The organism is Pseudomonas sp. Ag1 (assembly GCF_000278565.1).
In the GTDB taxonomy this organism is placed as follows: domain Bacteria; phylum Pseudomonadota; class Gammaproteobacteria; order Pseudomonadales; family Pseudomonadaceae; genus Aquipseudomonas.
Map to the genome: position 1 here is coordinate 17,305 of NZ_AKVH01000107.1, position 21,789 is coordinate 39,093.

A 21,789-nucleotide genomic window follows, 5' to 3' on the forward strand; every position below is an offset into this window, starting at 1 on the left:
CCTGATCGAACTGATCAGCGGCCTGCTGCTGTTGATCTTCGGCGCAGAAGTATTAGTACGCGCCGCCGTGCGCCTGGCGGCCAGCCTCAAGGTGCGCCCGCTGATCATCGGCCTGAGCATCGTCGCCTTCGGCAGCAGCGCGCCGCAGATGGCGATCAGCTTGCAAGCGACCCTGGCGGACAACACCGACATCGCCGTGGGCAGTGTGATCGGCAGCAGCATCTTCAACACCCTCGTGACCCTTGGCCTGGCAGCCCTGATCATTCCGCTGCGGGTCTCCCGGCAACTGGTACGCCTGGATATCCCGATGATGATCATCGCCAGCCTGCTGGTGTTTGTGCTAGCCGCCAATGAAGAACTCACGCCGATCGATGGCCTGTTACTGCTGGTGGCCCTGGTGGCCTACCTCGGCGTGCTGCTCTACCAGACCCGCCACTCCCGCCGCCCGCGCACCCGGGACACTGTGGTGCAGGCGCCGTGGCTGAGCAGCGTGCTGCTGATGCTCGGTGGACTGTTGATCCTCGTACTGGCCGGGCACCTGCTGCTGGGCGCGGCGGTGGACGTGGCCTCTGACCTGGGCCTGTCGGAACGCATCATCGGCCTGACGCTGATTGGTGTCGGCACTTCCCTGCCCTGCCTGGCCACCTCGCTGATCGCCGCCCTGCGCGGCCAGCGGGAAATTGCCGTGGGCAACGTGATCGGCAGCAACCTGTTCAACCTGCTTGGGGTGCTGGGCTTTACCGCCCTGGTGGCGCCCTCGCCGTTGTCGGTGTCGCCCAATGCCCTGGATTTCGACCTGCCGGTAATGCTCGGCGTGGTCGCCCTGTGCCTGCCGGTGTTTTATTCGGGCTACCGCGTCACCCGGGCCGAAGGCCTGGTGTTCCTGGGCCTGTACCTGGTGTACGGGCTGCACGTGGTGTCGTTCACCTTCGGCATGCCGCTGGCCAACAAGCTTGAACAACTGATGCTGTATTACGTCCTGCCAGCGCTGGTGGCTTTCCTGTTGTTCACCTCGCTGCAAGCCTGGCGCCGCCAACACAAGAGGGAATCGCAATGACCGAACAGAAAAAGCCCGGCGTTGAAATGCGCCGCCAGGTGATGGGTGATGTGTTTGTCGATCGGGCGCTGGGCAATGCCACGGAGTTCAGCCAGCCGCTGCAGGATTTCGTCAACGAGCATGCCTGGGGCAGCGTGTGGAATCGCGAAGGGTTGCCGCTGAAAACCCGCAGCCTGATCACCCTCGCCGCGTTGACCGCCCTCAAGTGCCCGCAGGAACTCAAGGGCCACGTGCGCGGCGCGCTGAACAACGGTTGCACCGTGGAGGAGATTCGCGAGGCGCTGCTGCATTGTGCGGTGTATGCCGGTGTGCCGGCGGCGATTGACGCCTTCCGCGCCGCGCAGGAAGTGATCGACAGCTACCAGAAAGACGCCTAGATCCAGCCACCCGCCTGCAACACGAAAATCCCGATATTCGTGGTCACCGCCGCCATCAAGGTGGTGATCACGATAATCGCGGCCGCCAGCTCATGATTGCCCTCCGCCGCCCGTGCCATGACAAAACTGGCCGCTGCTGTGGGCGCACCGAAGTACAGGAACAGAATCCCCAGCTCCGGCCCACGGAACCCCAGCAGCCAAGCGCCAAAGGTAGCGAGCACCGGCAGCCAGACCATCTTCATCAAGCTGGCACTCAGGGCCATATCGCCGCTTTTGCGCAGTGCCGCCAACGACAACGTGCCACCGATACAGATCAACGCCAATGGCAACGTCATGTCCGCCAGGTACTGCCCGGAGGATTCCAGCCAGCCAGGCAAGCCAATCTGGAAGTACGCGAAGGGCGCCGCCGCGATCACGCTGATGATCAACGGGTTGGCCAGCACGCTCTTGAAGATGCTCCACGGGTCGGACTTGATCACCGGGCTGTACACCGCCAGCACAATGGTCGACAGGGTGTTGTAGAACAGGATCACCAGCGCCGCGAGCACCGCGCCAAGGGAAATCCCGTAGTCGCCGTACATACTGGCGGCCAGGGCCAGGCCGATCACACCGTTGTTACCGCGAAACGCGCCTTGGGCATAGATGCCGCGATCTTCCCGCGGGCACCGAAAGATCGCCCAGCCCCAGGCCAGAGCGAAGCTCACCAGCGTGGCGACGGCGAAGTAGATCAGCAGGCCGGGCTTGAGGGCTGAATGCAGGTCGGCATGGAGAATCCCGAGGAACAGCAACGCCGGCATGGTGACGTTGAACACCAGGGCCGAAGCGATGTGGATAAAGTTGTCGTTGATCCAGTTGATGCGCTTGAGCAGGACGCCCAGGAACAGCATGGCAAACACCGGCGCGGTGATGTTCAGGGTTTGTAGGAAGATTGCCAGCATGCCGGGGAGAACCTTGGGTGGGCGTCGGTAGGTGGCTAATGATAAGCCAGCATGGCCAGCTTCGTCTGGACTACCGCTTTCGCGAGCAAGCCCGCTCCCACATTTGACCGAGTTCTACCTTTGGAATGCAGTCAAATGTGGGAGCGGGCTTGCTCGCGAAGCAGGCGACTCGGTCTTAAGTAATCGGTGCCGGATTGAACAACGTAATGTCGTTATGCAGCTTGTGCTGCTCCGCCCATGTCTGCTTCTTGCCGCTGGCCACGTCCAGATAGAAATGGAACAACTCCCAACCCAACTCCTCGATCGTTGCCCGCCCAGTGGCGATCCGCCCGGCATCGATATCAATCAGGTCCGGCCAACGCTGCGCCAGCTCGGTGCGCGTCGAAACCTTCACCACCGGCGCCATCGCCAGCCCATAGGGCGTGCCACGCCCGGTGGTGAACACATGCAAATTCATCCCCGCCGCCAACTGCAACGTGCCGCACACAAAATCACTCGCCGGCGTGGCGCAAAAGATCAGGCCCTTGCGATTGAACCGCTCGCCCGGGCCAAGCACGCCATTGATCGCACTACTGCCCGACTTGACGATGGAACCCAACGACTTCTCGACAATATTCGACAACCCACCCTTCTTGTTCCCCGGCGTAGTGTTGGCGCTGCGATCTGCCTCGCCCTTGGCCAGGTAGCGGTCGTACCAGTCCATTTCCCGCACCAGTTCCCGGGCCACGTCCTGATTCTCGGCACGGGAAGTCAGCAGGTAGATCGCATCGCGCACTTCGGTCACTTCGGAAAACATCACCGTCGCGCCCGCCCGCAGCAGCAAATCCGAGGCATAACCCAGCGCCGGGTTCGCGGTAATCCCCGAGAACGCATCACTGCCGCCACACTGCATGCCGAGGATCAACTCCGACGCCGGTACGGTTTCCCGCCGGCGCAGGTCGAGTTTCTTCAGGCGGGTTTCGGCCAGTTCCATGATCTGTTCGATCATTTCGGTAAAGCCGTGGCTGGAGTCCTGCAACCGATAAAGCCATGGCTCGCTCAGGTCTACCGAGCTGTCGTTTTCATGCATCACCTGCCCGGCCTGCAACTTTTCGCAACCCAGGCTGATCACCAGGGCTTCACCGCCCAGGTTCGGATTGCGCGCCAGGTTACGCACGGTGCGGATCGGGATGTAGGCGTCGGTGGCCGTGATCGCCACGCCGCAGCCGTAGCTGTGGGTCAGCGCCACCACGTCATCGACGTTCGGGTACTTGGGCAGCAACTCGTCCTTGATGCGCTTCACCGCATGGTCCAGCACGCCCGTGACGCACTGCACCGTGGTGGTAATCCCGAGGATATTGCGTGTGCCCACGGTGCCGTCGGCATTGCGATAACCCTCGAAGGTAAAACCCTCCAGGGGCGCCTGGGCGTCGGGCACTTCAGTGGACAGCGGCAAGCTGTCCAGCGGCGGCGCCGTGGGCATGCGCAGTTGATCTTCCTGCACCCAACTGCCGCGGGGAATCGGGCGCAGGGCATAACCGATGGTCTGGCCGTAGCGAATGATGCGGCCGCCTTCGGGGATGTCTTCCAGCGTCACCTTGTGGCTTTGGGGAATGAAATCCACCGTCACCAGGCCGTCGGGAAACTCGGTCCCCGCCGGTACGCCCTGGTCGTTGACCACAATCACCACGTTATCCAGCGCGTGCAAACGGATGGAGCGTGGCGAATCGGCATGTTCAATCAACTGCATGACGCGGGCCCCTTCAGGAATGCGCTTGGGAAAGTTTAGTCATCTCGGGGCCTTTGGCCGGCGGCTCTTTGAGCACTACACGCTTGATCGGGCCAACGATTACCAGGTAGCTGAACACCGCCAGCAATGCGTTGGCACCGACAAACACCAGCGCCCACTTGAAGGAGCCTGTGGTGCTGATGATGTAGCCGATCACGATCGGGGTGCTGATGGAGGCCAGGTTGCCGAACATGTTGAACAAACCGCCACTCAAGCCAGCGATTTGTTTCGGCGAGGTGTCGGACACCACCGCCCAGCCCAGTGCGCCAACGCCTTTACCGAAGAAGGCCAGGGCCATGAAGCCCACCACCATCCATTCGATGTCGACGTAGTTGCACGCGACAATGCTACTGGAAATCAGCAAGCCACCAATGATCGGCGCCTTGCGGGCGAAGGTCAGCGAATGGCCCTTGCGCAGCAGGTAGTCGGAAATCACCCCGCCCAACACGCCGCCGATAAAGCCGCAGATCGCCGGCAAGGACGCGATGAAGCCGGCCTTGAGAATCGTCATGCCGCGTTCTTGAACCAGGTACACCGGGAACCACGTCAGGAAGAAATAGGTGATGCCATTGATGCAGTACTGGCCCAGGTACACGCCGAGCATCATGCGGTTGGTCAGCAACTGACGGATGTAATCCCACTTCGGGCCGTCGGTTTTCTTGCCTCTGCCCTTGTCCTGGTCCATGTCGACCATGGCCCCGTTGGCAGCGATGTGCTGGAACTCGGCCTCGTTGATCATCGGGTGCTGGCGCGGGCTGTGGATAACTTTCAGCCAAATCAGCGAGAATACGATACCGATGCCGCCCATCACCACGAACACGTGCTGCCAGCCGAAGGTGTAGACGATCCAGCCCATCAACGGCGCGAACAACACAGTCGCAAAGTACTGCGCCGAGTTGAAGATCGCCGAGGCCGTACCCCGCTCAGCCGTAGGAAACCACGCCGCCACGATGCGCGCATTTCCGGGGAAGGATGGCGCTTCAGCCAGGCCCACCAGGAAGCGCAACATGAACAGCGCAACGATGGCCGTGGAAACACCGAACTCACCGACATAGCCTTGCAGCACGGTGAACAGTGACCAGGTGAAGATACTCAGGGCGTAGACTTTTTTCGAACCGAAGCGGTCCAGCAGCCAGCCGCCGGGAATTTGCCCGGCCACGTAGGCCCAACCGAATGCGGAGAAGATATAGCCAAGGGTGACCGCGTCGATGCCGAGGTCTTTTTGCAGGCTGGAGCCGGCAATGGCGATGGTGGCCCGGTCGGCGTAGTTGATCGTGGTCACCAGGAACAGCATGAGCAGGATCAAATAACGGACATGGGTCGGCTTGGTCGCTTGCATGAAGATGTACTCCCACTAATTATTTTTTTTGCGGGTAATCAAATTGTAAGCCTGTGGCGGGCACGGACCCGCCACAGGGTGCAGCCGTTACGAACCGATGTAGCTGGTTTTCACCACGGTGTAGAACTCTTGCGCATAGCGACCCTGCTCACGCGAACCGTAGGATGAACCCTTACGGCCGCCGAATGGAACGTGGTAATCCACACCGGCAGTCGGCAGATTGACCATCACCATCCCGGCCTGGGAATGACGCTTGAAGTGGTTGGCGTATTTCAGCGAGGTGGTGGCGATACCGGCCGAGAGGCCGAACTCGGTGTCGTTGGCCATCGCCAGCGCCGCCTCGTAATCCGCCACGCGCACCACGTTGGCCACCGGCCCGAAGATCTCTTCACGGCTGATGCGCATCGCGGCTTCGCTGTCGGCAAACAGCGTCGGCGCGAGGAAGTAGCCTTCGGTGTCGCAGGTCACCAGCTCACCGCCGCTGACCAGCCGGGCGCCTTCGCTCTGGCCGATGTCGATGTACTTCAAGTCCTGGTCCAGCTGGGCCTGGGAAACCACCGGGCCGATGTCGGTGCCGGTTTTCAGGGCGTGGCCGACCTTGATCGACTTCATCCGCTCGGCCATGGCCGCGACGAACTGGTCGTGAATCCCGGCGGTGACGATAAAGCGGCTGGACGCGGTGCAACGCTGGCCGGTGGAGTAGAACGCGCTCTGCACCGACAGCTCGACGGCTTGCTTGAGGTCGGCGTCGTCGAGAATGATCTGCGGGTTCTTGCCGCCCATTTCCAACTGCACCTTGGCCTGGCGCGACACGCAGCTGACGGCGATCTGACGACCTACGCCCACCGAGCCGGTGAAGCTGATGCCGTCGACTTTCGGGCTGTTGACCATGGCATCGCCGACCACACGGCCGCTGCCCATCACCAGGTTGAACACACCGGCAGGGAAGCCGGCGCGGGAGATGATTTCGGCCAGGGCCCAGGCGCAGCCCGGTACCAGTTCAGCCGGTTTGAGCACCACGCAGTTGCCGTAGGCCAGGGCCGGGGCGATCTTCCAGGCCGGGATGGCAATCGGGAAGTTCCACGGCGTGATCAGGCCAACCACGCCCAACGCCTCACGGGTCACTTCAACGTTGACGCCCGGACGCACCGACGGCAGGTAGTCGCCGGACAGGCGCAGGCATTCACCGGCGAAGAATTTGAAGATGTTACCGGCGCGGGTCACTTCGCCGATGGCTTCCGGCAGGGTCTTGCCCTCTTCCCGGGCCAGCAGGGTGCCGAGTTCTTCGCGACGGGCGAGGATTTCGGTGCCGACTTTATCCAGCGAATCATGACGCGCCTGGATCCCGGAAGTGGACCACGCCGGAAAAGCAGCGCGCGCCGCGTCGATGGCCGCGTGGACCTGGGCGAGGTCAGCCTTGGCGTATTCGCCAATGACATCAGACAACTCCGACGGATTGATGTTGGCCGAGTAGTCGGCGCCGGCAACCCACTGGCCACCGATGTAGTTTTCGAAACGCTTGGCTTGGGACACGAATTCTCTCCTGACGCAAAAAGCCGCTGATTACTCAGCGGCCTTGGTGATGGGTTATTGCGCGCCTTGCTTGTCGATCAACGCGGCCAGGGCTTCGTATTCTTCCGGCAGCAGATCGGTCAGCGGCGTACGCACGGGGCCTGCGTCGTAACCGACGATTTTCGCCCCGGCCTTGACGATGCTCACCGCGTAACCGGCCTTGCGGTTACGGATGTCGAGGTACGGCAGGAAGAAGTCGTCGATGATCTTGCCGACGGTGGCGTGATCTTCCCGGGCAATGGCGTGGTAGAAGTCCATCGCGGTTTTTGGAATGAAGTTGAACACCGCCGAGGAGTACACCGGCACGCCCAGGGCCTTGTAGGCAGCGGCGTAAACCTCTGCAGTCGGCAAGCCGCCCAGGTAGCTGAAACGGTCACCGAGGCGACGACGGATCGACACCATCAATTCAATGTCACCCAGGCCGTCCTTGTAACCGATCAGGTTCGGGCAGCGCTCGGCCAGGCGTTCCAGCAGCGGCGCGGTCAGGCGGCAGACGTTGCGGTTGTAGACCACTACACCGATCTTGACCGACTTGCACACCGCTTCAACGTGGGCGGCAACCCCGTCCTGGCTGGCTTCGGTCAGGTAGTGCGGCAGCAGCAACAGGCCTTTGGCGCCCAGACGCTCGGCTTCCTGGGCGTACTCGATGGCCTGGCGGGTGGCACCGCCGACACCGGCAAGAATCGGCACGCTGGTGGCGCAGGTATCAACGGCGGTTTTCACCACTTGCGAATATTCGCTGGCCGCCAGGGAGAAAAACTCACCGGTGCCGCCAGCGGCGAACAAGGCGGTAGCGCCATAAGGGGCCAGCCATTCCAGACGCTTGATGTAGCCCGCCTGGTGGAAATCACCCTGGGCATTGAAATCGGTCACCGGGAAAGACAGCAGACCGTGAGAGAGGATGGACTTCAGTTCTTGTGGATTCATTATTCGAACACCCTGGGCGAAGACTTTCTGTTGTGAGATTACGGATGGTTATCTTGATGTCGTACGTCATCGTACAACTATAAAAATATTCGTCAACTGCAATTCATCGCCGCCCTTCTCGATTGCTGCTTTCTTGACGTAGGAAGTTTTTCCTCTATGCTCTGGATAACTGTATATACGTACAGTTATTACGGAAGATTCCTACGACATAGCAAGGAGCTAACATGTCAGATCTTGAACTCGCCACACCTGTGAAAACCCCGCCAACCCTGCGTTTTGAAGGCGGCGAACACACCGCCATCGGCGACGACACCCTGTTGCGTTTCGTCAAGGACGCCCCGCCGATTCCCGCGCGGCAGGTCGAATTGCACCTGCCCAATGGCCTGGCCCTGAGCTACGGCCAGATCATCGCCCTGGGCGGTGATTTCTATGGCATCCCCGGGCGCCCCATCAACGAAGGCACATCGCCCGCTGATCGTGTGCAGCGCTTTACCGATGCATTCAACTCGCTGGCGGTATTGCCAGCATCACGGGAAGAAGCGGGCAAGATCCTGGCGGTGATGCAAAAGGAGATCAATGCGGTCAACCAGGCGATCAAGGGCGGCAAGCAACCCCATGAAGCCTATGACGCACTGGGTGATACCTTGTCCGAGGAATGGAACCGCATCACCGGCGGCGGCAGTGCCGTCTCGGCGCTGATTCCACTGGGGCGCTACCTGAAACTGGCGGCAGACAATGCCGACCACTTTGGCGAATGGGCTTTGGCGGCCTATCTGGCGGGGCATACGGCAGCCTTGCAACAAGCCGTCGTGGCGCATCAGACCGGCACCGACCAGGCGCTGGAACTGGCCTATGCCATGAACAGCTTTGCTGATCACTTTTTGACCGATCTATTTTCCGCCGGGCACCTGCGGGTACCGCGCAAGCAACTGGCGGCGGTGGTGACACCGGGTGAACTGGGCTCGCTGATCAGCCGCTTCATGCACGATGAAGACAGCAAGTTCGGGCTCAATGTGCGCAACGCCCTGGGCGAGCAGTGGCATGCCTACGGTGATAAACGCTATTTCGACAGCAACGATGCGGCCAACCGCGCCATGGTCAAACGCGCCGTGCAGGCCTCGGCCGATGAGATCTTCGAAACGTTTATCAGCGGCATGGCGCCCTCCCCGGCCAACTTCAAGGCACCGCTGTATGTGCCGGACCTGAACGCCGCGCAGAACCCGGCGAACAACTTCTCACCGCTGTTCAAGGCTGAAGGCGACAAGGTGCTGCGACGCAAGGACGTCAACAACCTGAACGACAAGCAGTGGACCAATGACTGGTGGGGTTGGAGCACGTATCTGCTGCTCAAGGACTACAAGCCGAATCAGCCGGCCTGAAAGACGTGAGTTAAGCCTCGCGCATTAACCTGTGGCGAGGGAGCTTGCTCCCGTTGGGCTGCGAAGCAACCCCGGCAAGAACACGGGGTTCTTTCAGACGGAACTCGGGGCAATGGATTTTGGGGCCGCTGCGCGGCCCAACGGGAGCAAGCTCCCTCGCCACAATGAGCTTTCAAGCCACACGCTTACGTCCAGCCTGGAATCAACCGCGCTGCGCTTCCGCCTCTTCATGGGCATGGCGCAGCCGCTCACGGCTGTTGGTCAGGTGCAACCGCATGGCCGCCCGCGCCGCGTCCGAGTCCTGGCGCGCGATCGCCTCATAGATCTCTTCGTGTTCGCGGCTCAGGCGGCTCATGTAGTGCTGCTGGTCATCATGGGCCAGGCGCGCTGAATTCAGCCGCGTGCGCGGAATGATGCTGGTCCCCAGGTGGGTCATGATGTCGGTGAAGTAGCGGTTGCCGGTGGACAGGGCAATCTGCAGGTGGAACTGGAAGTCCGACGCCACCGCATCACCGGCGTGGGCCGCACTTTCGTTAAGGGCATCGAGGGCAGCACGCATGCCGGCCAATTGCTCGTCGCTACGGCGCTGGGCAGCAAGCCCGGCAGACTCCACTTCCAGGCTGATCCGCAGTTCAAGGATGGCCAGCACATCACGCAGGGTGACAACAGTGGCCGGATCAATCCGGAAACCGCTGGGGCTTGGCGTATCCAGCACAAAGGTACCGATGCCATGGCGGGTTTCTACCTGCCCGGCGGCCTGCAATCGCGAGATGGCTTCACGCACCACGGTGCGGCTGACCCCATGGGCGTCCATGATCGCCGACTCGGTGGGCAGTTTGTCGCCACGTTTGAGTTGGCCGTCGCGGATCTGCTCGGACAACACCGTGACCAATTCCTGGGCAAGGCTGCGGCGCTTGCGGGGAAGACGAGGGGCGGCGCTGGAGTTTTCCATGATGAATCATCTATCTCGGCGATCTGAAGCACGCATGATAGCCCATGGCGGTTGTACGATCACCGTCCTGTCATGACTTTCATCTATAACCGCCGGGGTTTTCGCCAGGCAAAAAAATGCCCCGGCATCGCCGAGGCATTTTCAACGCTGGCCCGAGGGCCCGCGCCTTGTTACTTCACCACTTTCAGACTCGGCCGACCGCTTGGACGCGGTGGCTCGAAATCCGGCGGCGGCACATCATCTTCGCCTTCGAGCTCGATCGCTTCGTCATCCTCAAGGGAAGACTCCAGATCAAACACCATGCCCTGGCCATTTTCCCGGGCGTAGATCCCGAGGATGGCACCGATGGGCACGAACAGCGTATGCGGCACACCGCCGAAACGCCCTTCAAAGCTGACCGCTTCATTGTCCATGTGCAGGTGTCGCACGGCACTGGGTGAAACGTTCAGGACGATTTGTCCGTCACTGGCAAAACCTTGCGGTACCTGAACCGCGGGAAACTCGGAATTGACCAGCATGTGCGGGGTGCAATCGTTGTCCACTATCCACTCATAGAGCGCGCGGACCAGGTAAGGTCGACTGGAGTTCATCAACGGCTCCTTAAGCCTTAGCGCATATCGCGTTCGACACCAGACAGACTCGCCTGGAAAGCCTCACGCGCAAACTGGCGCTCCATGTAGTCAAGCAGCGGCTTGGCAGGCCGCGGCAGTTCTATGCCCAAAATCGGCAAGCGCCAGAGTATGGGTAATAGGCAGCAATCCACCAGACTTTGTTCCTCGCTGAGGAAAAAAGGTTTGTCGGCAAACAACGGCGAAACACCGGTCAGGCTCTCGCGCAATTCCTTGCGCGCCTGAACCCGGGCCGCTTCCTTGCTGCGTGAATCCAGAATCAGGTCCACCAGGCCACACCAGTCACGCTGGATCCGATGGATCAGCAGGCGGCTGTTGGCACGCGCCACCGGATACACCGGCAGCAACGGTGGATGGGGATAACGCTCATCCAGGTATTCCATCACCACGGTTGACTCCCACAACGCCAGGTCACGATCGACCAGGGTGGGCAAGCTGCCGTAAGGGTTCACTTCGATCAGTTTCGGCGGGTGACGTCCCACCTCCACACTGATGATCTCTGCGCTGACACCCTTCTCTGCGAGCACGATGCGTACTCGGTGGGAATAGTGGTCGGCGGGGTCGGAGTAACAGGCCAACCGATTGGTCACGCCCATGGCGGTCCTCCTCGCTTGTTGAAATTATCGGAAGCTCAAAAACGAGCGCGCCCAGTGAGCATCTCCGTGACGCCTGGATAAACCAGACTTACCTTCAGAGATGCCGCTGGGCGCGCAAGATTAACAGCAATTACTTACGGTTGGATCAATGCACATCCTTCCAGTATTCGCGTTTCAGCAGATAGGCGAACACGAAGAAGAAGGCCAGGTACAGCAACACATAGGTACCAATGCGCTGATGCTGCAGCTTCACTGGGTTGGCCGAGTAGGCCAGGAAGGTCACCAGATTCTTGACCTTCTCGTCGAACTGCTCTTCGTTCAGCGTGCCGGTCTTCGGCACTATGGTCAGCTGATCGCACGCTTCATGAGTCAAAGGCGTACCGGTGAGCGGATCATACTGCTTCTTGCCGTCTTCGACGATTTGTACTTGCTTGCATCCTACCACTTGGCGACCTTGCAGGCCGACCAGAACGTTAGGCATACCGACGTTCGGGAACACTTTGTTGTTCACGCCGTAGGGACGCGTCGGGTCTTCATAGAAGGATTTCAGGTAGCCATAGAGCCAATCGGTGCCACGCACACGGGCCACCAGGGTCAGGTCGGGCGGTGCAGCCCCGAACCAGGTCTTGGCGTCGGCCGGTTGCATGCCGATGGTCATGTGGTCGCCGATCTTCGCCCCGGTGAACACCGAGTGGCTCAGCATCACGTCATGGGGAATGCCCAGGTCGTCGGCCACTCGCTCGTAACGCTGGAACTTGGCGCTGTGGCAGCCCATGCAGTAGTTGGTGAACGTACGCAGCCCGTCCTGCATTGCGGCTTTGTCCGAGACGTCGATGTCGACTTTTTCCAGCTCTGGGCCGTGTTCAGCGGCGAAGGACAGCAGCGGCAGGGCCGCAAGAATGAATGCAACGAATAATTTTTTCATCAGCCAGTCACCCTTTCCGGTACCGGTTTGGTCTTCTCGAGCCGGGTATAGAACGGCATCAGAATGAAGTAGGCGAAGTACAGGAAGGTGCAGACCTGCGACAGCAACGTACGCTCCGGGGTCGGCGCCAATACGCCCAGTACACCCAGGATCACGAACGCAATGCAGAACACCCACAGCCAGATCTTGCTCAGCCAGCCCTTGTAGCGCATGGACTTGACCGGGCTACGGTCGAGCCACGGCAGCACGAACAGCACTGCAATCGCTGCGCCCATGGCGATAACGCCCATGAGTTTGTCGGGAATCGCCCGCAAGATCGCGTAGAACGGAGTGAAGTACCAGACCGGGGCAATGTGTTCCGGGGTCTTGAAGGCGTTCGCCTGTTCGAAGTTCGGTTTCTCGAGGAAATAACCGCCCATCTCCGGGAAAAAGAACACGATCGAGCAGAAGATGAACAGGAACACCACCACACCGACGATATCTTTCACGGTGTAGTACGGGTGGAACGGAATGCCGTCCAGTGGTACGCCGTTTTCGTCCTTGTGCTTCTTGATATCCACGCCGTCGGGGTTGTTCGAACCCACTTCGTGCAACGCCAGGATGTGCAGCACTACCAGGCCCAGGATCACGATCGGCAAGGCCACCACGTGCAAGGCGAAGAAGCGGTTCAGGGTGATTCCGGAGATCAGGTAGTCACCGCGAATCCACTGGGTCAGGTCGTTGCCGATGACCGGGATCGCACCGAACAGCGAGATGATCACCTGGGCGCCCCAATAGGACATCTGGCCCCACGGCAGCAGGTAGCCCATGAAGGCCTCGGCCATCAGTGCCAGGTAGATCAGCATGCCAAACACCCACACCAGCTCGCGGGGCTTCTGGTACGAACCGTAGAGCAGGCCACGGAACATGTGCATGTAGACGACGATGAAGAACGCCGAGGCGCCGGTGGAGTGCAGCAGACGCAGGATCGAGCCGTACTCGACGTCGCGCATGATGTATTCGACGGAGGCGAAGGCTTCTTCGGCCGACGGGGTGTAGCTCATCGTCAGCCAGACACCGGTAACGATCTGATTGACCAGTACCAGAAGTGCCAGGGAGCCAAAGAAATAGAAGAAGTTGAAGTTCTTCGGTGCGTAGTACTTGCTGAGGTGGTCTTCCCACATCTTGGTCGCGGGGAAGCGCGCATCCACCCAATCCATGAACTTGCTCATCAGGCTTTCTCCCCCTCGTCGACGCCAATGACAATGACACTGTCAGTCTCGTAGTGATGTGGCGGAACTGGCAGGTTCAGTGGTGCAGGTTGTGACTTGTAGACGCGGCCAGCGAGGTCGTAGTGAGAACCGTGGCACGGGCAGAAATAGCCCCCGACCCAGTCCTTGCCCAGGTCCGCGGGCGCCACTTCCGGGCGGAAGGTGGGAGAGCAACCCAAGTGGGTGCAGATACCGATCAGCAGCAGAATTTCCGGCTTGATCGAGCGAATTTCCTTATCGACGTAAGCGGGTTGGTCGGAATTCTTCGAGTCGGGGTCGGACAGCTGGCCCTCGATCTTCTTCAGATTTCCCAGGATTTCCTCGGTACGACGAACGATGAACACTGGCTGACCGCGCCATTCAGCAATCATTTGCTGGCCTGGATCGATCTTGCTGACATTCACCTTCACCGGTGCACCTGCGGCTTTCGCCTTGGCACTGGGAAACCATGACCCCACGAACGGGACCGCAGCCCCCACCGCTCCTGCAGCACCCACCACGGATGTGGCTGCTACCAAGAAGCGACGCCGGCCTGCATTCACGCCGTCATTGCTCATTCAGTCCTCTCCCATCAGCTTTGTGGCCTGTTAAATCAGGCGTCTACTAAGTGTTAAATCTGAACTTATAAAAATTTTGCCGAATGGTAATGAAAAGCCCCACGTCTGACAAGGTAATTACCCCCGGCACTGGCTCCAAGCCTTTGAGTATAGGGGCTCTACGGATGTGGCAAGTTGTCACACAGATTTTTTTACATAAATAGCAGGCAATAAAAAACGCCCAGCTCCGTGAGGAGGCTGGGCGTTTTCTGGAACGTAAAAGCGAATTAACGCTTCGAGTACTGCGGACGCTTACGCGCTTTACGCAGACCAACTTTCTTACGTTCAACTTCACGAGCATCGCGAGTCACGAAGCCAGCTTTGCGCAGAGCGCCACGCAGGGTTTCGTCGTACTGCATCAGAGCGCGAGTGATACCGTGGCGGATTGCGCCAGCTTGACCACTTACACCGCCACCGATAACGGTGACGTAGATGTCGAACTTTTCAACGGTCTCGGTCAATTCCAGCGGCTGACGAACTACCATGCGGGCAGTTTCGCGACCGAAGAAATTTTCCAGAGTGCGGTTGTTGATCGAGATGTTACCAGTACCCGGACGCAGGAAAACGCGAGCGGTAGCGGTTTTGCGACGGCCAGTGCCGTAATTTTGAGTCGCCGACATAATGAACTATTCCGTTAAAACTTCAGTTCTTGGGGCTGCTGAGCAGCATGAGGGTGAGCAGCGCCCGCATAGACTTTCAGCTTGCGATACATGTCGCGACCCAGTGGGCCCTTCGGCAGCATACCTTTGACCGCGATTTCAATCGGGGCTTCAGGCTTTTTGGAGATCAGGCCTTCGAAGTTCGAAGACTTGATACCGCCTGGGAAACCGGAGTGACGGTAGTACATTTTGTCTTGCGCTTTGTTGCCGGTAACACGTACCTGCTCGGCGTTGATGATGACAATGTAGTCACCGGTATCAACGTGAGGGGTGTACTCAGGCTTGTGCTTGCCACGCAGACGGCTGGCGACTTCAGTGGCCAGACGACCCAGGGTCTGACCAGCGGCGTCGACGACAAACCAGTCGCGCTGAACTGTTTCTGGTTTTGCAGTAAAAGTTGTCATTCTTTAATAGCCTCAGGGGCCGCCCTGTAAATTAGACGGCGGATCTTACTGAATAGTGCGTACTTTGACAAGTCAAAGGCAGCCGGATACAGACGCTATCGGGGGCTCGGGTCGGCGCGTCCGTTCAACGGCAAGATTCTTCGGCAGGCGGCGCATCACTTCCACTGCAGAAAGAGGTGGGCAATTATGCAGATTGCCAAAAAAATTTCAACCTGCTTTTATGATTGTTTTCCCCGAAGGAGTACCCGATGGACTATCGACAGCTGGGCCGAACCGATCTGAACGTGAGCGCGATAGCCTTGGGCACCATGACCTGGGGCGAGCAGAACAGCGAGGCAGAGGCCTTCGCACAGATCGAACGGGCCAAGGCCGCGGGGATCAACTTCCTCGACACCGCGGAAATGTACCCGGTGCCGCCCAAGGCCGACACCTACGCCACCACCGAGCGCTACATCGGTAATTACTTCAAAAGCCGCGGCGACCGTGCCGACTGGATCCTCGCCAGCAAGATCGCCGGCCCCGGCAACACCATCGACTACATCCGCGATGGCAGCCTCAAGCACAACCGCAAGCACATCGCCGAAGCCCTGGACGCGAGCCTCAAGCGCCTGCAAACCGACTGGATCGACCTCTACCAGCTGCACTGGCCGGAACGCAGCACCAACTTTTTCGGCCAACTGGGCTACAAGCACAAGGCCGAAGAAGACCTGACGCCGCTGGAAGAAACCCTCGAAGCCCTGGATGAGCAGGTCAAGGCCGGCAAGATCCGCCACATCGGCCTGTCCAACGAAACCCCGTGGGGCACCATGAAGTTCCTGGCCCTGGCCGAAGCCCGTGGCTGGACCCGCGCGGTGTCGATCCAGAACCCCTACAACCTGCTCAACCGCAGCTTTGAAGTGGGCCTGGCGGAAATCGCCATCCGTGAACAGTGCGGTTTGCTGGCGTATTCACCGCTGGCGTTCGGCATGCTCAGCGGCAAGTACGAAGGTGGCGCACGCCCGGCCAAGGGCCGCCTGAGCCTCTATAGCCGCTTCAGCCGCTACTTCAACCCGCAGTCGGAAGCTGCATGCAGCCGTTATGTGGCACTGGCCCGTGAGCACGGCCTGGACCCGGCGCAGATGGCATTGGCGTTTGTAACCCAACAACCGTTCGTGACCAGCAACATCATTGGCGCCACGACCCTGGAGCAGCTGGACAGCAACATCGCCAGCGCCGACCTGAAACTGTCGGATGAGGTGCTGGCGGGGATTGAGGCGATCCAGAAGGATCATCCGAATCCTGCGCCTTGATTGATCTCTAGACCGCCTTCGCGAGCAAGCCCGCTCCCACATTCCACCGAGTTCCACCTTTGGAATGCAGTCGAATGTGGGAGCGGGCTTGCTCGCGAAGAGGCCCTCAAAAACACCAAGAATTCAAAGCGCCCGCGCAATAATCTCCTTCATGATCTCATTCGTCCCCGCATAAATCCGCTGCACCCGCGCATCTGCCCACGCCCGCGCAATCGGGTATTCCCACATAAACCCATACCCGCCGTGCAGTTGCACACACTCATCCAGCACCTTGCACTGCAGGTCCGTGGCCCAGTATTTGGCCATCGCTGCCGTGGGCACATCGAGCTTGCCTTCCAGGTGCAACTCCATGCACTTGTCGACAAACACCCGGCCGATCTGGGTTTCAGTGGCAATCTCCGCCAGTTTGAATCGGGTGTTCTGGAAGTCGATGATCGCCTTGCCGAACGCCTTGCGGTCCCGGGTGTATTCCAGCGTCCATTGCAACGCCGCCTCAGCTGACGACAGCGCACCAATCGCCACCGTCAAACGCTCCTGCGGCAACTCCTGCATCAGGTAGGCAAAGCCCATCCCCGCCTGGCCCAGCAGATTCTCCTTGGGCACCCGCACATCCTGGAAGAACAGCTCCGATGTATCCTGGGCCTTCATCCCGACCTTCTCCAGGCGCTTGCCCTTGTCGAAGCCCGGCGTGTTGGCCTCCACCAGAAACAGACTGGTGCCCTTGGCGCCGGCCTTGGGATCGGTCTTGGCCACGACGATCACCAGATCAGCCAGGAAGCCATTGGTGATGAACGTCTTGGAGCCGTTGATCACGTATTCATCGCCATCCAGCACCGCCGTAGTCTTGACCCCTTGCAGGTCGGACCCGGCCCCCGGCTCGGTCATGGCAATCGCCGTGACCATTTCCCCGGAGATCAGCTTGGGCAGGTACTTGTGCTTCAGCGCCTCACTGCCGTAATGCAGGATGTAGGGCGCAACAATGTCCGAATGCAGGGAGAAACCAATCCCGGTCAATCCCAGGCGACTGATCTCCTCGATCACCACCGCGCTGTAGAGAAAGTCCGCCCCGAGGCCGCCGTACTCTTCCGGCAAATGCGAGCAGAGCATCCCCGCCTCCCCCGCCTTGTTCCACAGGTTGCGGTCGATGTAGCCCTGCTTTTCCCATTGCCCGTGGAACGGCGCCGCGTCTTTTTCGAGGAAGGTGCGCACGCTCTGGCGGAAGAGTTCGTGCTCCGAGCTGAACAAGGTTCTGGGAATCATGGGTCACCTGTGTGAATTGTCGGACAAGACCGGGATCACAGAGCCTAAGCCGCGAAGGCGTCACAGGACACTGGACACATGCGACAAAAAATAAGACGATCCAGCCGTCTGGTGACCACTTTCCCCTATAAGAATAAATGAAATTATGTCTAACCAAATCTCCACGCCCTTGCGGCGCGTCAGCATTTTGGCCATTGATCGGGTATTCGCTTCAACCCTCATGCAAGCCAAGGATTTCTTCCACCTCGCGAGCCTGCGCTACGGCAAACAGCTGGGCCAGGGCCTCACTCCCGCCTTCGAAACCCGCCTGGTCAGCCCCGACGGGCAGTCGGTGCGCAGCTTCAGCGATGTGATCATGCCGGTGGACGGCGGCCTCGAAAACGCCGACATCATCGTGCTCCCGGCCTTCTGGGACGATTTCGACTCGTTGTGCCAACGCTACCCCCAAGTGCTGCCCTGGCTGCGCGAACAACACGCCCGTGGCGCGGTGCTGTGCGGCGAAGCCACCGGGGTGTTCTGGCTCGCCGAAGCCGGCCTGCTGGATGGCAAGGAAGCGACCACCTATTGGCGCTTCTTCAACGCTTTCACCGAACGCTTTCCCAAGGTGCAGCTGAACCAGGACAAGCACCTGACCGACGCCGACAACCTCTACTGCGCCGGCGGCACCACTTCAGCCTGCGACCTCTACATCTACCTGATCGAACGCTTCTGCGGCGCCAACATCGCCCAGGCCGTAGCCCGCGACATCCTCTACGAAGTGCAACGCAGCTACGCCCCCGGGCGCATCGGTTTTGGCGGGCAGAAGCTGCACCAGGACGTGATCATCCTGCAGATCCAGCATTGGCTCGAAGAGCACTTCGCCGACAAGTTCCGCTTCGAAGACGTGGCCCGGGAACACGGCATGAGCATCCGCAACTTCATGCGCCGCTTCCAGACCGCCACCGGTGACAAGCCGCTGCACTACCTGCAACGGTTGCGCATCGAGACAGCCAAGGGCCTGCTGTCCGGCAGCCGCAAAAGCATCAAGACCATCAGTTACGAGGTGGGCTACGACGACGCGAGCTTCTTTGCGAGGCTGTTCCGCCAGCATACCGAGCTGTCGCCCAACCAGTATCGCCAGCAGTTCCAGCAGGCCGCGTAACCAAAGGGTATACACAGTAAAAATGTGGGAGCTGGCTTGCCTGCGATGGCGGCGTGCCAGGCACCAGCGGCATCAACCGACAGACCGCTATCGCGGGCAAGCCCGGCTCCCACAGTTGCTTTCTGTTGACCTGGAAATTTGCATAAAAAAAGGCCCGCATCGCTGCGGGCCTTTTTCATTTCAAGCACATCGCTTACGGCTTGTGCGCCCGCGACAGAAACTCGTGGGACTGCATTTCCAGCAAGCGGCTCAAGGTGCGCTGGAATTCGAAGTTCAAGCGGCCGCCGGTGTAGAGGTCCTTGAGCTCGACTTCCGCCGAGATGATCAGCTTGACGTTGCGGTCGTAGAATTCGTCGACCATGTTGATAAAGCGCCGCGCGATGTCGTCGGTGGTGACGCTCATCTGCTCGACACCGCTCAGGATCACCGCGTGGAAGATCTTGCCCAGTTCGATGTAGTCGTTCTGGCTGCGAGGGCCGTCGCACAGTTCGCGGAATTCGAACCAGGCCACGTCATCGCAGGTGCGCAGTGCGATGATTTCGCGGTTTTCGATGATCAGCTTGTCGTTTTCAATCGCCTGGGTGCATTCCGGCGTCAGCGCGCGGAAGCTCTTGCGCAGGCTTTCCTGGGCCACTTCGTTGAGCGGGTAGTGGAACAGTTCGGCTTGTTCAAGGTGACGCAGGCGGTAGTCGACGCCGCTGTCGACGTTGACGATGTCGGTGTTCTGCTTGATCAGGGCGATGGCCGGCAGGAAACGCGCGCGTTGCAGGCCGTCCTTGTACAGGCCGTCGGGCACGATGTTCGAGGTGGCGACAAGGGTCACGCCGTTCTTGAACAACTCTTCCATCAGGGTGCCGAGGATCATCGCGTCGGTGATGTCGGACACGAAGAACTCATCGAAACAGATCACCCGGGCTTCTTCCGAGAAGCGCTTGGCGATGATGGTCAGCGGGTTCTTTTCGCCCGGCAGGGTCTTCATCTCTTCATGCACGCGCTTCATGAAGCGGTGGAAGTGGGTGCGGACCTTTTCCTTGAACGGCAGCGCTTCGAAGAAGGTGTCCACCAGGTAAGTCTTGCCCCGGCCAACACCACCCCAGAAATACAGGCCCTTGACCGGCGTATGGTCTTTCTTGCCAAACAGCTTGCTGAACATGCCCGGCTTGTTCTGCGAGGCCTGGACCAGATCGTCGTACAGGCGCTGCAAATGGCGCACCGCAGTTTCCTGGGCAGCGTCATGGAAGAATTCAGGGCGTTTCAGATCAGCTTGATATCGTTCTAGGGGCGTCATAATTCGTTAGCAAGGCAACAAAAACGGGCCGCCACTGTAACGACGGCCCTGAAGAATGGCAATCAACCCTTGGTCGGGTCAATCCTCGATTGGGGTCAACGCAACGCGCAAGGCTTCGATCGCCGCATCCCGCGAGGCGCTGTCGGCGAACGCCGGGCTATCGGCGACGACTTCACCGTCCAGCCACACGCTGAAGCTCGAGGCTTCACTGCGTACATCCAGCGCCTGCCCCGATTGCAGCTGCTTGGTTACGGCGCCTGCGGTTTTACCGTCGGCAAAGTTGCGCGACAGCAGCAGTTGCTCGCCTTCGGCCGCCAGCAAACGGAAGCGGAAGCTGCCGTCGTCTTCGCGGAAGCTGACAAAGCGCGCGGCTTTCGCAGCTTTCTTCTTGGTGGTGGCAGCCACGGCGACCGGATTGACGAACGAGCGCAGGCCCACCGCTTCACGCAGTTCGGCCAGGAACGGTGCAGCCACGGCGCGGGCTTTGCGGGCGCCGACCAGCAGCAGGTCTTCCATGTCCGACGGGCGCGACATCAGTTGGTGATAACGCTCGCGCGCTTCGCCCAGTTGGCCGTCCAGCAGTTGGAACAGACGGTTCTTCGCCTCGCCCCAGCCCAGGCCTTGCAGCAGTTCACCGCGGAACTCTTCTTCCTGGGCCTGGGTGGCAAACGCCTGGTACAGGGTGAACAGGTGCGAGTTGTCCGGATCCTTGGCTTCGCCCGGCGCGCGGGAGTCGGTGACGATCCGCGAGATCGCGTCCTTCATGTCCTTGGCGCTGGTGAACAACGGGATGGTGTTGTCGTAGCTCTTCGACATCTTGCGGCCATCCAGGCCCGGCAAGGTGGCGACGCTTTCTTCGATCAGCGCTTCGGGCATGGTGAAGAATTCTTTACCCTTGCCGAACAGGTGGTTGAAGCGCTGGCCGATATCGCGGGCCATTTCCACGTGCTGGATCTGGTCACGACCGACCGGCACCTTGTGGGCGTTGAACATCAGGATGTCCGCGGCCATCAGCACCGGGTAGCTGTACAGGCCCATGGTGATCCCCGCATCCGGGTCTTCGCCGTTCTCCAGGTTCTTGTCCACCGAGGCCTTGTAGGCGTGCGCACGGTTGAGCAAGCCCTTGGCCGCCACGCAGGTCAGCAGCCAGGTCAGCTCGGGGATTTCCGGGATGTCGGACTGGCGGTAGAAGGTTACCCGGTTCACATCCAGGCCACCGGCCAGCCAGGTCGCGGCGATTTCCATGCGCGAGCGCTGGATGCGCTGCGGGTCATCGCACTTGATCAGGGCGTGGTAGTCGGCCAGGAAGTAGAAGGAGTCGGCGTTGGCGTCCTGGCTGGCAAGGATCGCCGGGCGAATCGCGCCGGCGTAGTTGCCCAGGTGCGGCGTGCCGGTGGTGGTGATGCCGGTGAGGATGCGGGTACGGGTCGTCATGGGTGATCG

Annotated in this window: 21 protein-coding genes; 5 read left to right on the forward strand and 16 right to left on the reverse strand. The window is 60.1% G+C overall.

Features of this window, described 5'->3' with window-relative positions:
- The first annotated feature begins 10 nt into the window (after positions 1–10).
- On the forward strand, positions 11–1,057 hold the full coding sequence (locus A462_RS09495; protein WP_032899620.1) for a calcium/sodium antiporter: 1,047 nt from the start codon (positions 11–13) through the stop codon (positions 1,055–1,057).
- Positions 1,054–1,434, forward strand: coding sequence for a carboxymuconolactone decarboxylase family protein (locus A462_RS09490; protein ID WP_003216068.1), 381 nt, complete (start codon positions 1,054–1,056; stop codon positions 1,432–1,434). The genes A462_RS09495 and A462_RS09490 overlap by 4 nt, the downstream gene beginning before the upstream one ends.
- Here the strand turns inward: A462_RS09490 and A462_RS09485 are convergent.
- The 5 genes from A462_RS09485 to kdgD all read right to left on the reverse strand — a co-directional run bounded on the left by A462_RS09485 (position 1,431) and on the right by kdgD (position 7,978).
- The gene (locus A462_RS09485; RefSeq protein WP_008437247.1) at positions 1,431–2,372 is read right to left on the reverse strand and encodes an AEC family transporter; all 942 of its coding nucleotides are present in this window, start codon (positions 2,370–2,372) and stop codon (positions 1,431–1,433) included. The two genes, A462_RS09490 and A462_RS09485, sit on opposite strands and share 4 nt — an antisense overlap.
- Before the next feature lie 175 nt (positions 2,373–2,547).
- The gene (gene garD, locus A462_RS09480; protein ID WP_008437248.1) at positions 2,548–4,101 is read right to left on the reverse strand and encodes a galactarate dehydratase; all 1,554 of its coding nucleotides are present in this window, start codon (positions 4,099–4,101) and stop codon (positions 2,548–2,550) included.
- A gap of 13 nt (positions 4,102–4,114) precedes the next feature.
- Positions 4,115–5,479 carry an MFS transporter gene (locus A462_RS09475; RefSeq protein WP_008437249.1) on the reverse strand — a complete coding sequence of 455 codons (1,365 nt, stop codon included), beginning with the start codon at positions 5,477–5,479 and terminating at the stop codon, positions 4,115–4,117.
- Between the two features lie 87 nt (positions 5,480–5,566).
- Positions 5,567–7,012 carry an aldehyde dehydrogenase family protein gene (locus tag A462_RS09470; protein ID WP_003216060.1) on the reverse strand — a complete coding sequence of 482 codons (1,446 nt, stop codon included), beginning with the start codon at positions 7,010–7,012 and terminating at the stop codon, positions 5,567–5,569.
- A 54-nt stretch (positions 7,013–7,066) separates the two neighbouring features.
- Positions 7,067–7,978 carry a 5-dehydro-4-deoxyglucarate dehydratase gene (gene kdgD / locus A462_RS09465; protein WP_003216058.1) on the reverse strand — a complete coding sequence of 304 codons (912 nt, stop codon included), beginning with the start codon at positions 7,976–7,978 and terminating at the stop codon, positions 7,067–7,069.
- Positions 7,979–8,202: 224 nt separating this feature from the next.
- Between kdgD and A462_RS09460 the strand changes: the two genes are divergently transcribed.
- Complete coding sequence (locus A462_RS09460) at positions 8,203–9,357, forward strand: hypothetical protein (RefSeq protein ID WP_008437250.1); 1,155 nt, start codon at positions 8,203–8,205, stop codon at positions 9,355–9,357.
- Positions 9,358–9,559: 202 nt separating this feature from the next.
- On the opposite strand, the gene A462_RS09455 is transcribed toward A462_RS09460, so the two are convergent.
- The 8 genes from A462_RS09455 to rplM form a co-directional block, all read right to left on the reverse strand.
- Positions 9,560–10,309, reverse strand: coding sequence for a FadR/GntR family transcriptional regulator (locus tag A462_RS09455; protein WP_008437251.1), 750 nt, complete (start codon positions 10,307–10,309; stop codon positions 9,560–9,562).
- Positions 10,310–10,479: 170 nt separating this feature from the next.
- Positions 10,480–10,899 carry a ClpXP protease specificity-enhancing factor gene (locus A462_RS09450; protein WP_008437252.1) on the reverse strand — a complete coding sequence of 140 codons (420 nt, stop codon included), beginning with the start codon at positions 10,897–10,899 and terminating at the stop codon, positions 10,480–10,482.
- Positions 10,900–10,916: 17 nt separating this feature from the next.
- Entirely contained in the window at positions 10,917–11,534 is a 618-nt protein-coding gene (locus tag A462_RS09445; RefSeq protein WP_003216049.1) for a glutathione S-transferase N-terminal domain-containing protein, read from the reverse strand.
- A 145-nt stretch (positions 11,535–11,679) separates the two neighbouring features.
- Positions 11,680–12,459: a cytochrome c1 gene (locus A462_RS09440; RefSeq protein ID WP_003216044.1), complete on the reverse strand. Its 780-nt coding sequence runs from the start codon at positions 12,457–12,459 to the stop codon at positions 11,680–11,682.
- Positions 12,459–13,670, reverse strand: coding sequence for a cytochrome b (locus A462_RS09435; RefSeq protein ID WP_003216042.1), 1,212 nt, complete (start codon positions 13,668–13,670; stop codon positions 12,459–12,461). Before A462_RS09435 ends, A462_RS09440 begins: the two co-directional genes overlap by 1 nt.
- On the reverse strand, positions 13,670–14,266 hold the full coding sequence (gene petA / locus A462_RS09430) for a ubiquinol-cytochrome c reductase iron-sulfur subunit (protein WP_003216040.1): 597 nt from the start codon (positions 14,264–14,266) through the stop codon (positions 13,670–13,672). The genes A462_RS09435 and petA overlap by 1 nt, the downstream gene beginning before the upstream one ends.
- Positions 14,267–14,532: 266 nt before the next feature.
- On the reverse strand, positions 14,533–14,925 hold the full coding sequence (rpsI, locus tag A462_RS09425) for a 30S ribosomal protein S9 (protein WP_003216038.1): 393 nt from the start codon (positions 14,923–14,925) through the stop codon (positions 14,533–14,535).
- 14 nt (positions 14,926–14,939) lie between these two features.
- Positions 14,940–15,368 (reverse strand): 50S ribosomal protein L13, encoded by a 429-nt coding sequence (gene rplM / locus A462_RS09420; protein ID WP_003216032.1) that lies wholly within the window; start codon positions 15,366–15,368, stop codon positions 14,940–14,942.
- Positions 15,369–15,616: 248 nt separating this feature from the next.
- On the opposite strand from rplM, the gene A462_RS09415 reads away from it, so the two are divergent.
- Positions 15,617–16,657 carry an NADP(H)-dependent aldo-keto reductase gene (locus tag A462_RS09415; RefSeq protein ID WP_008437253.1) on the forward strand — a complete coding sequence of 347 codons (1,041 nt, stop codon included), beginning with the start codon at positions 15,617–15,619 and terminating at the stop codon, positions 16,655–16,657.
- Between the two features lie 123 nt (positions 16,658–16,780).
- On the opposite strand, the gene A462_RS09410 is transcribed toward A462_RS09415, so the two are convergent.
- Positions 16,781–17,917, reverse strand: coding sequence for an acyl-CoA dehydrogenase family protein (locus tag A462_RS09410; RefSeq protein WP_003216028.1), 1,137 nt, complete (start codon positions 17,915–17,917; stop codon positions 16,781–16,783).
- 220 nt (positions 17,918–18,137) lie between these two features.
- On the opposite strand from A462_RS09410, the gene A462_RS09405 reads away from it, so the two are divergent.
- Positions 18,138–19,058 (forward strand): GlxA family transcriptional regulator, encoded by a 921-nt coding sequence (locus tag A462_RS09405; protein WP_173406101.1) that lies wholly within the window; start codon positions 18,138–18,140, stop codon positions 19,056–19,058.
- Between the two features lie 193 nt (positions 19,059–19,251).
- Here A462_RS09405 and zapE read toward each other — a convergent pair whose 3' ends face one another.
- Entirely contained in the window at positions 19,252–20,346 is a 1,095-nt protein-coding gene (gene zapE / locus A462_RS09400; RefSeq protein ID WP_003216025.1) for a cell division protein ZapE, read from the reverse strand.
- Positions 20,347–20,424: 78 nt separating this feature from the next.
- Positions 20,425–21,780, reverse strand: coding sequence for a tryptophan--tRNA ligase (locus A462_RS09395; protein ID WP_008437254.1), 1,356 nt, complete (start codon positions 21,778–21,780; stop codon positions 20,425–20,427).
- Positions 21,781–21,789 lie beyond the last annotated feature (9 nt).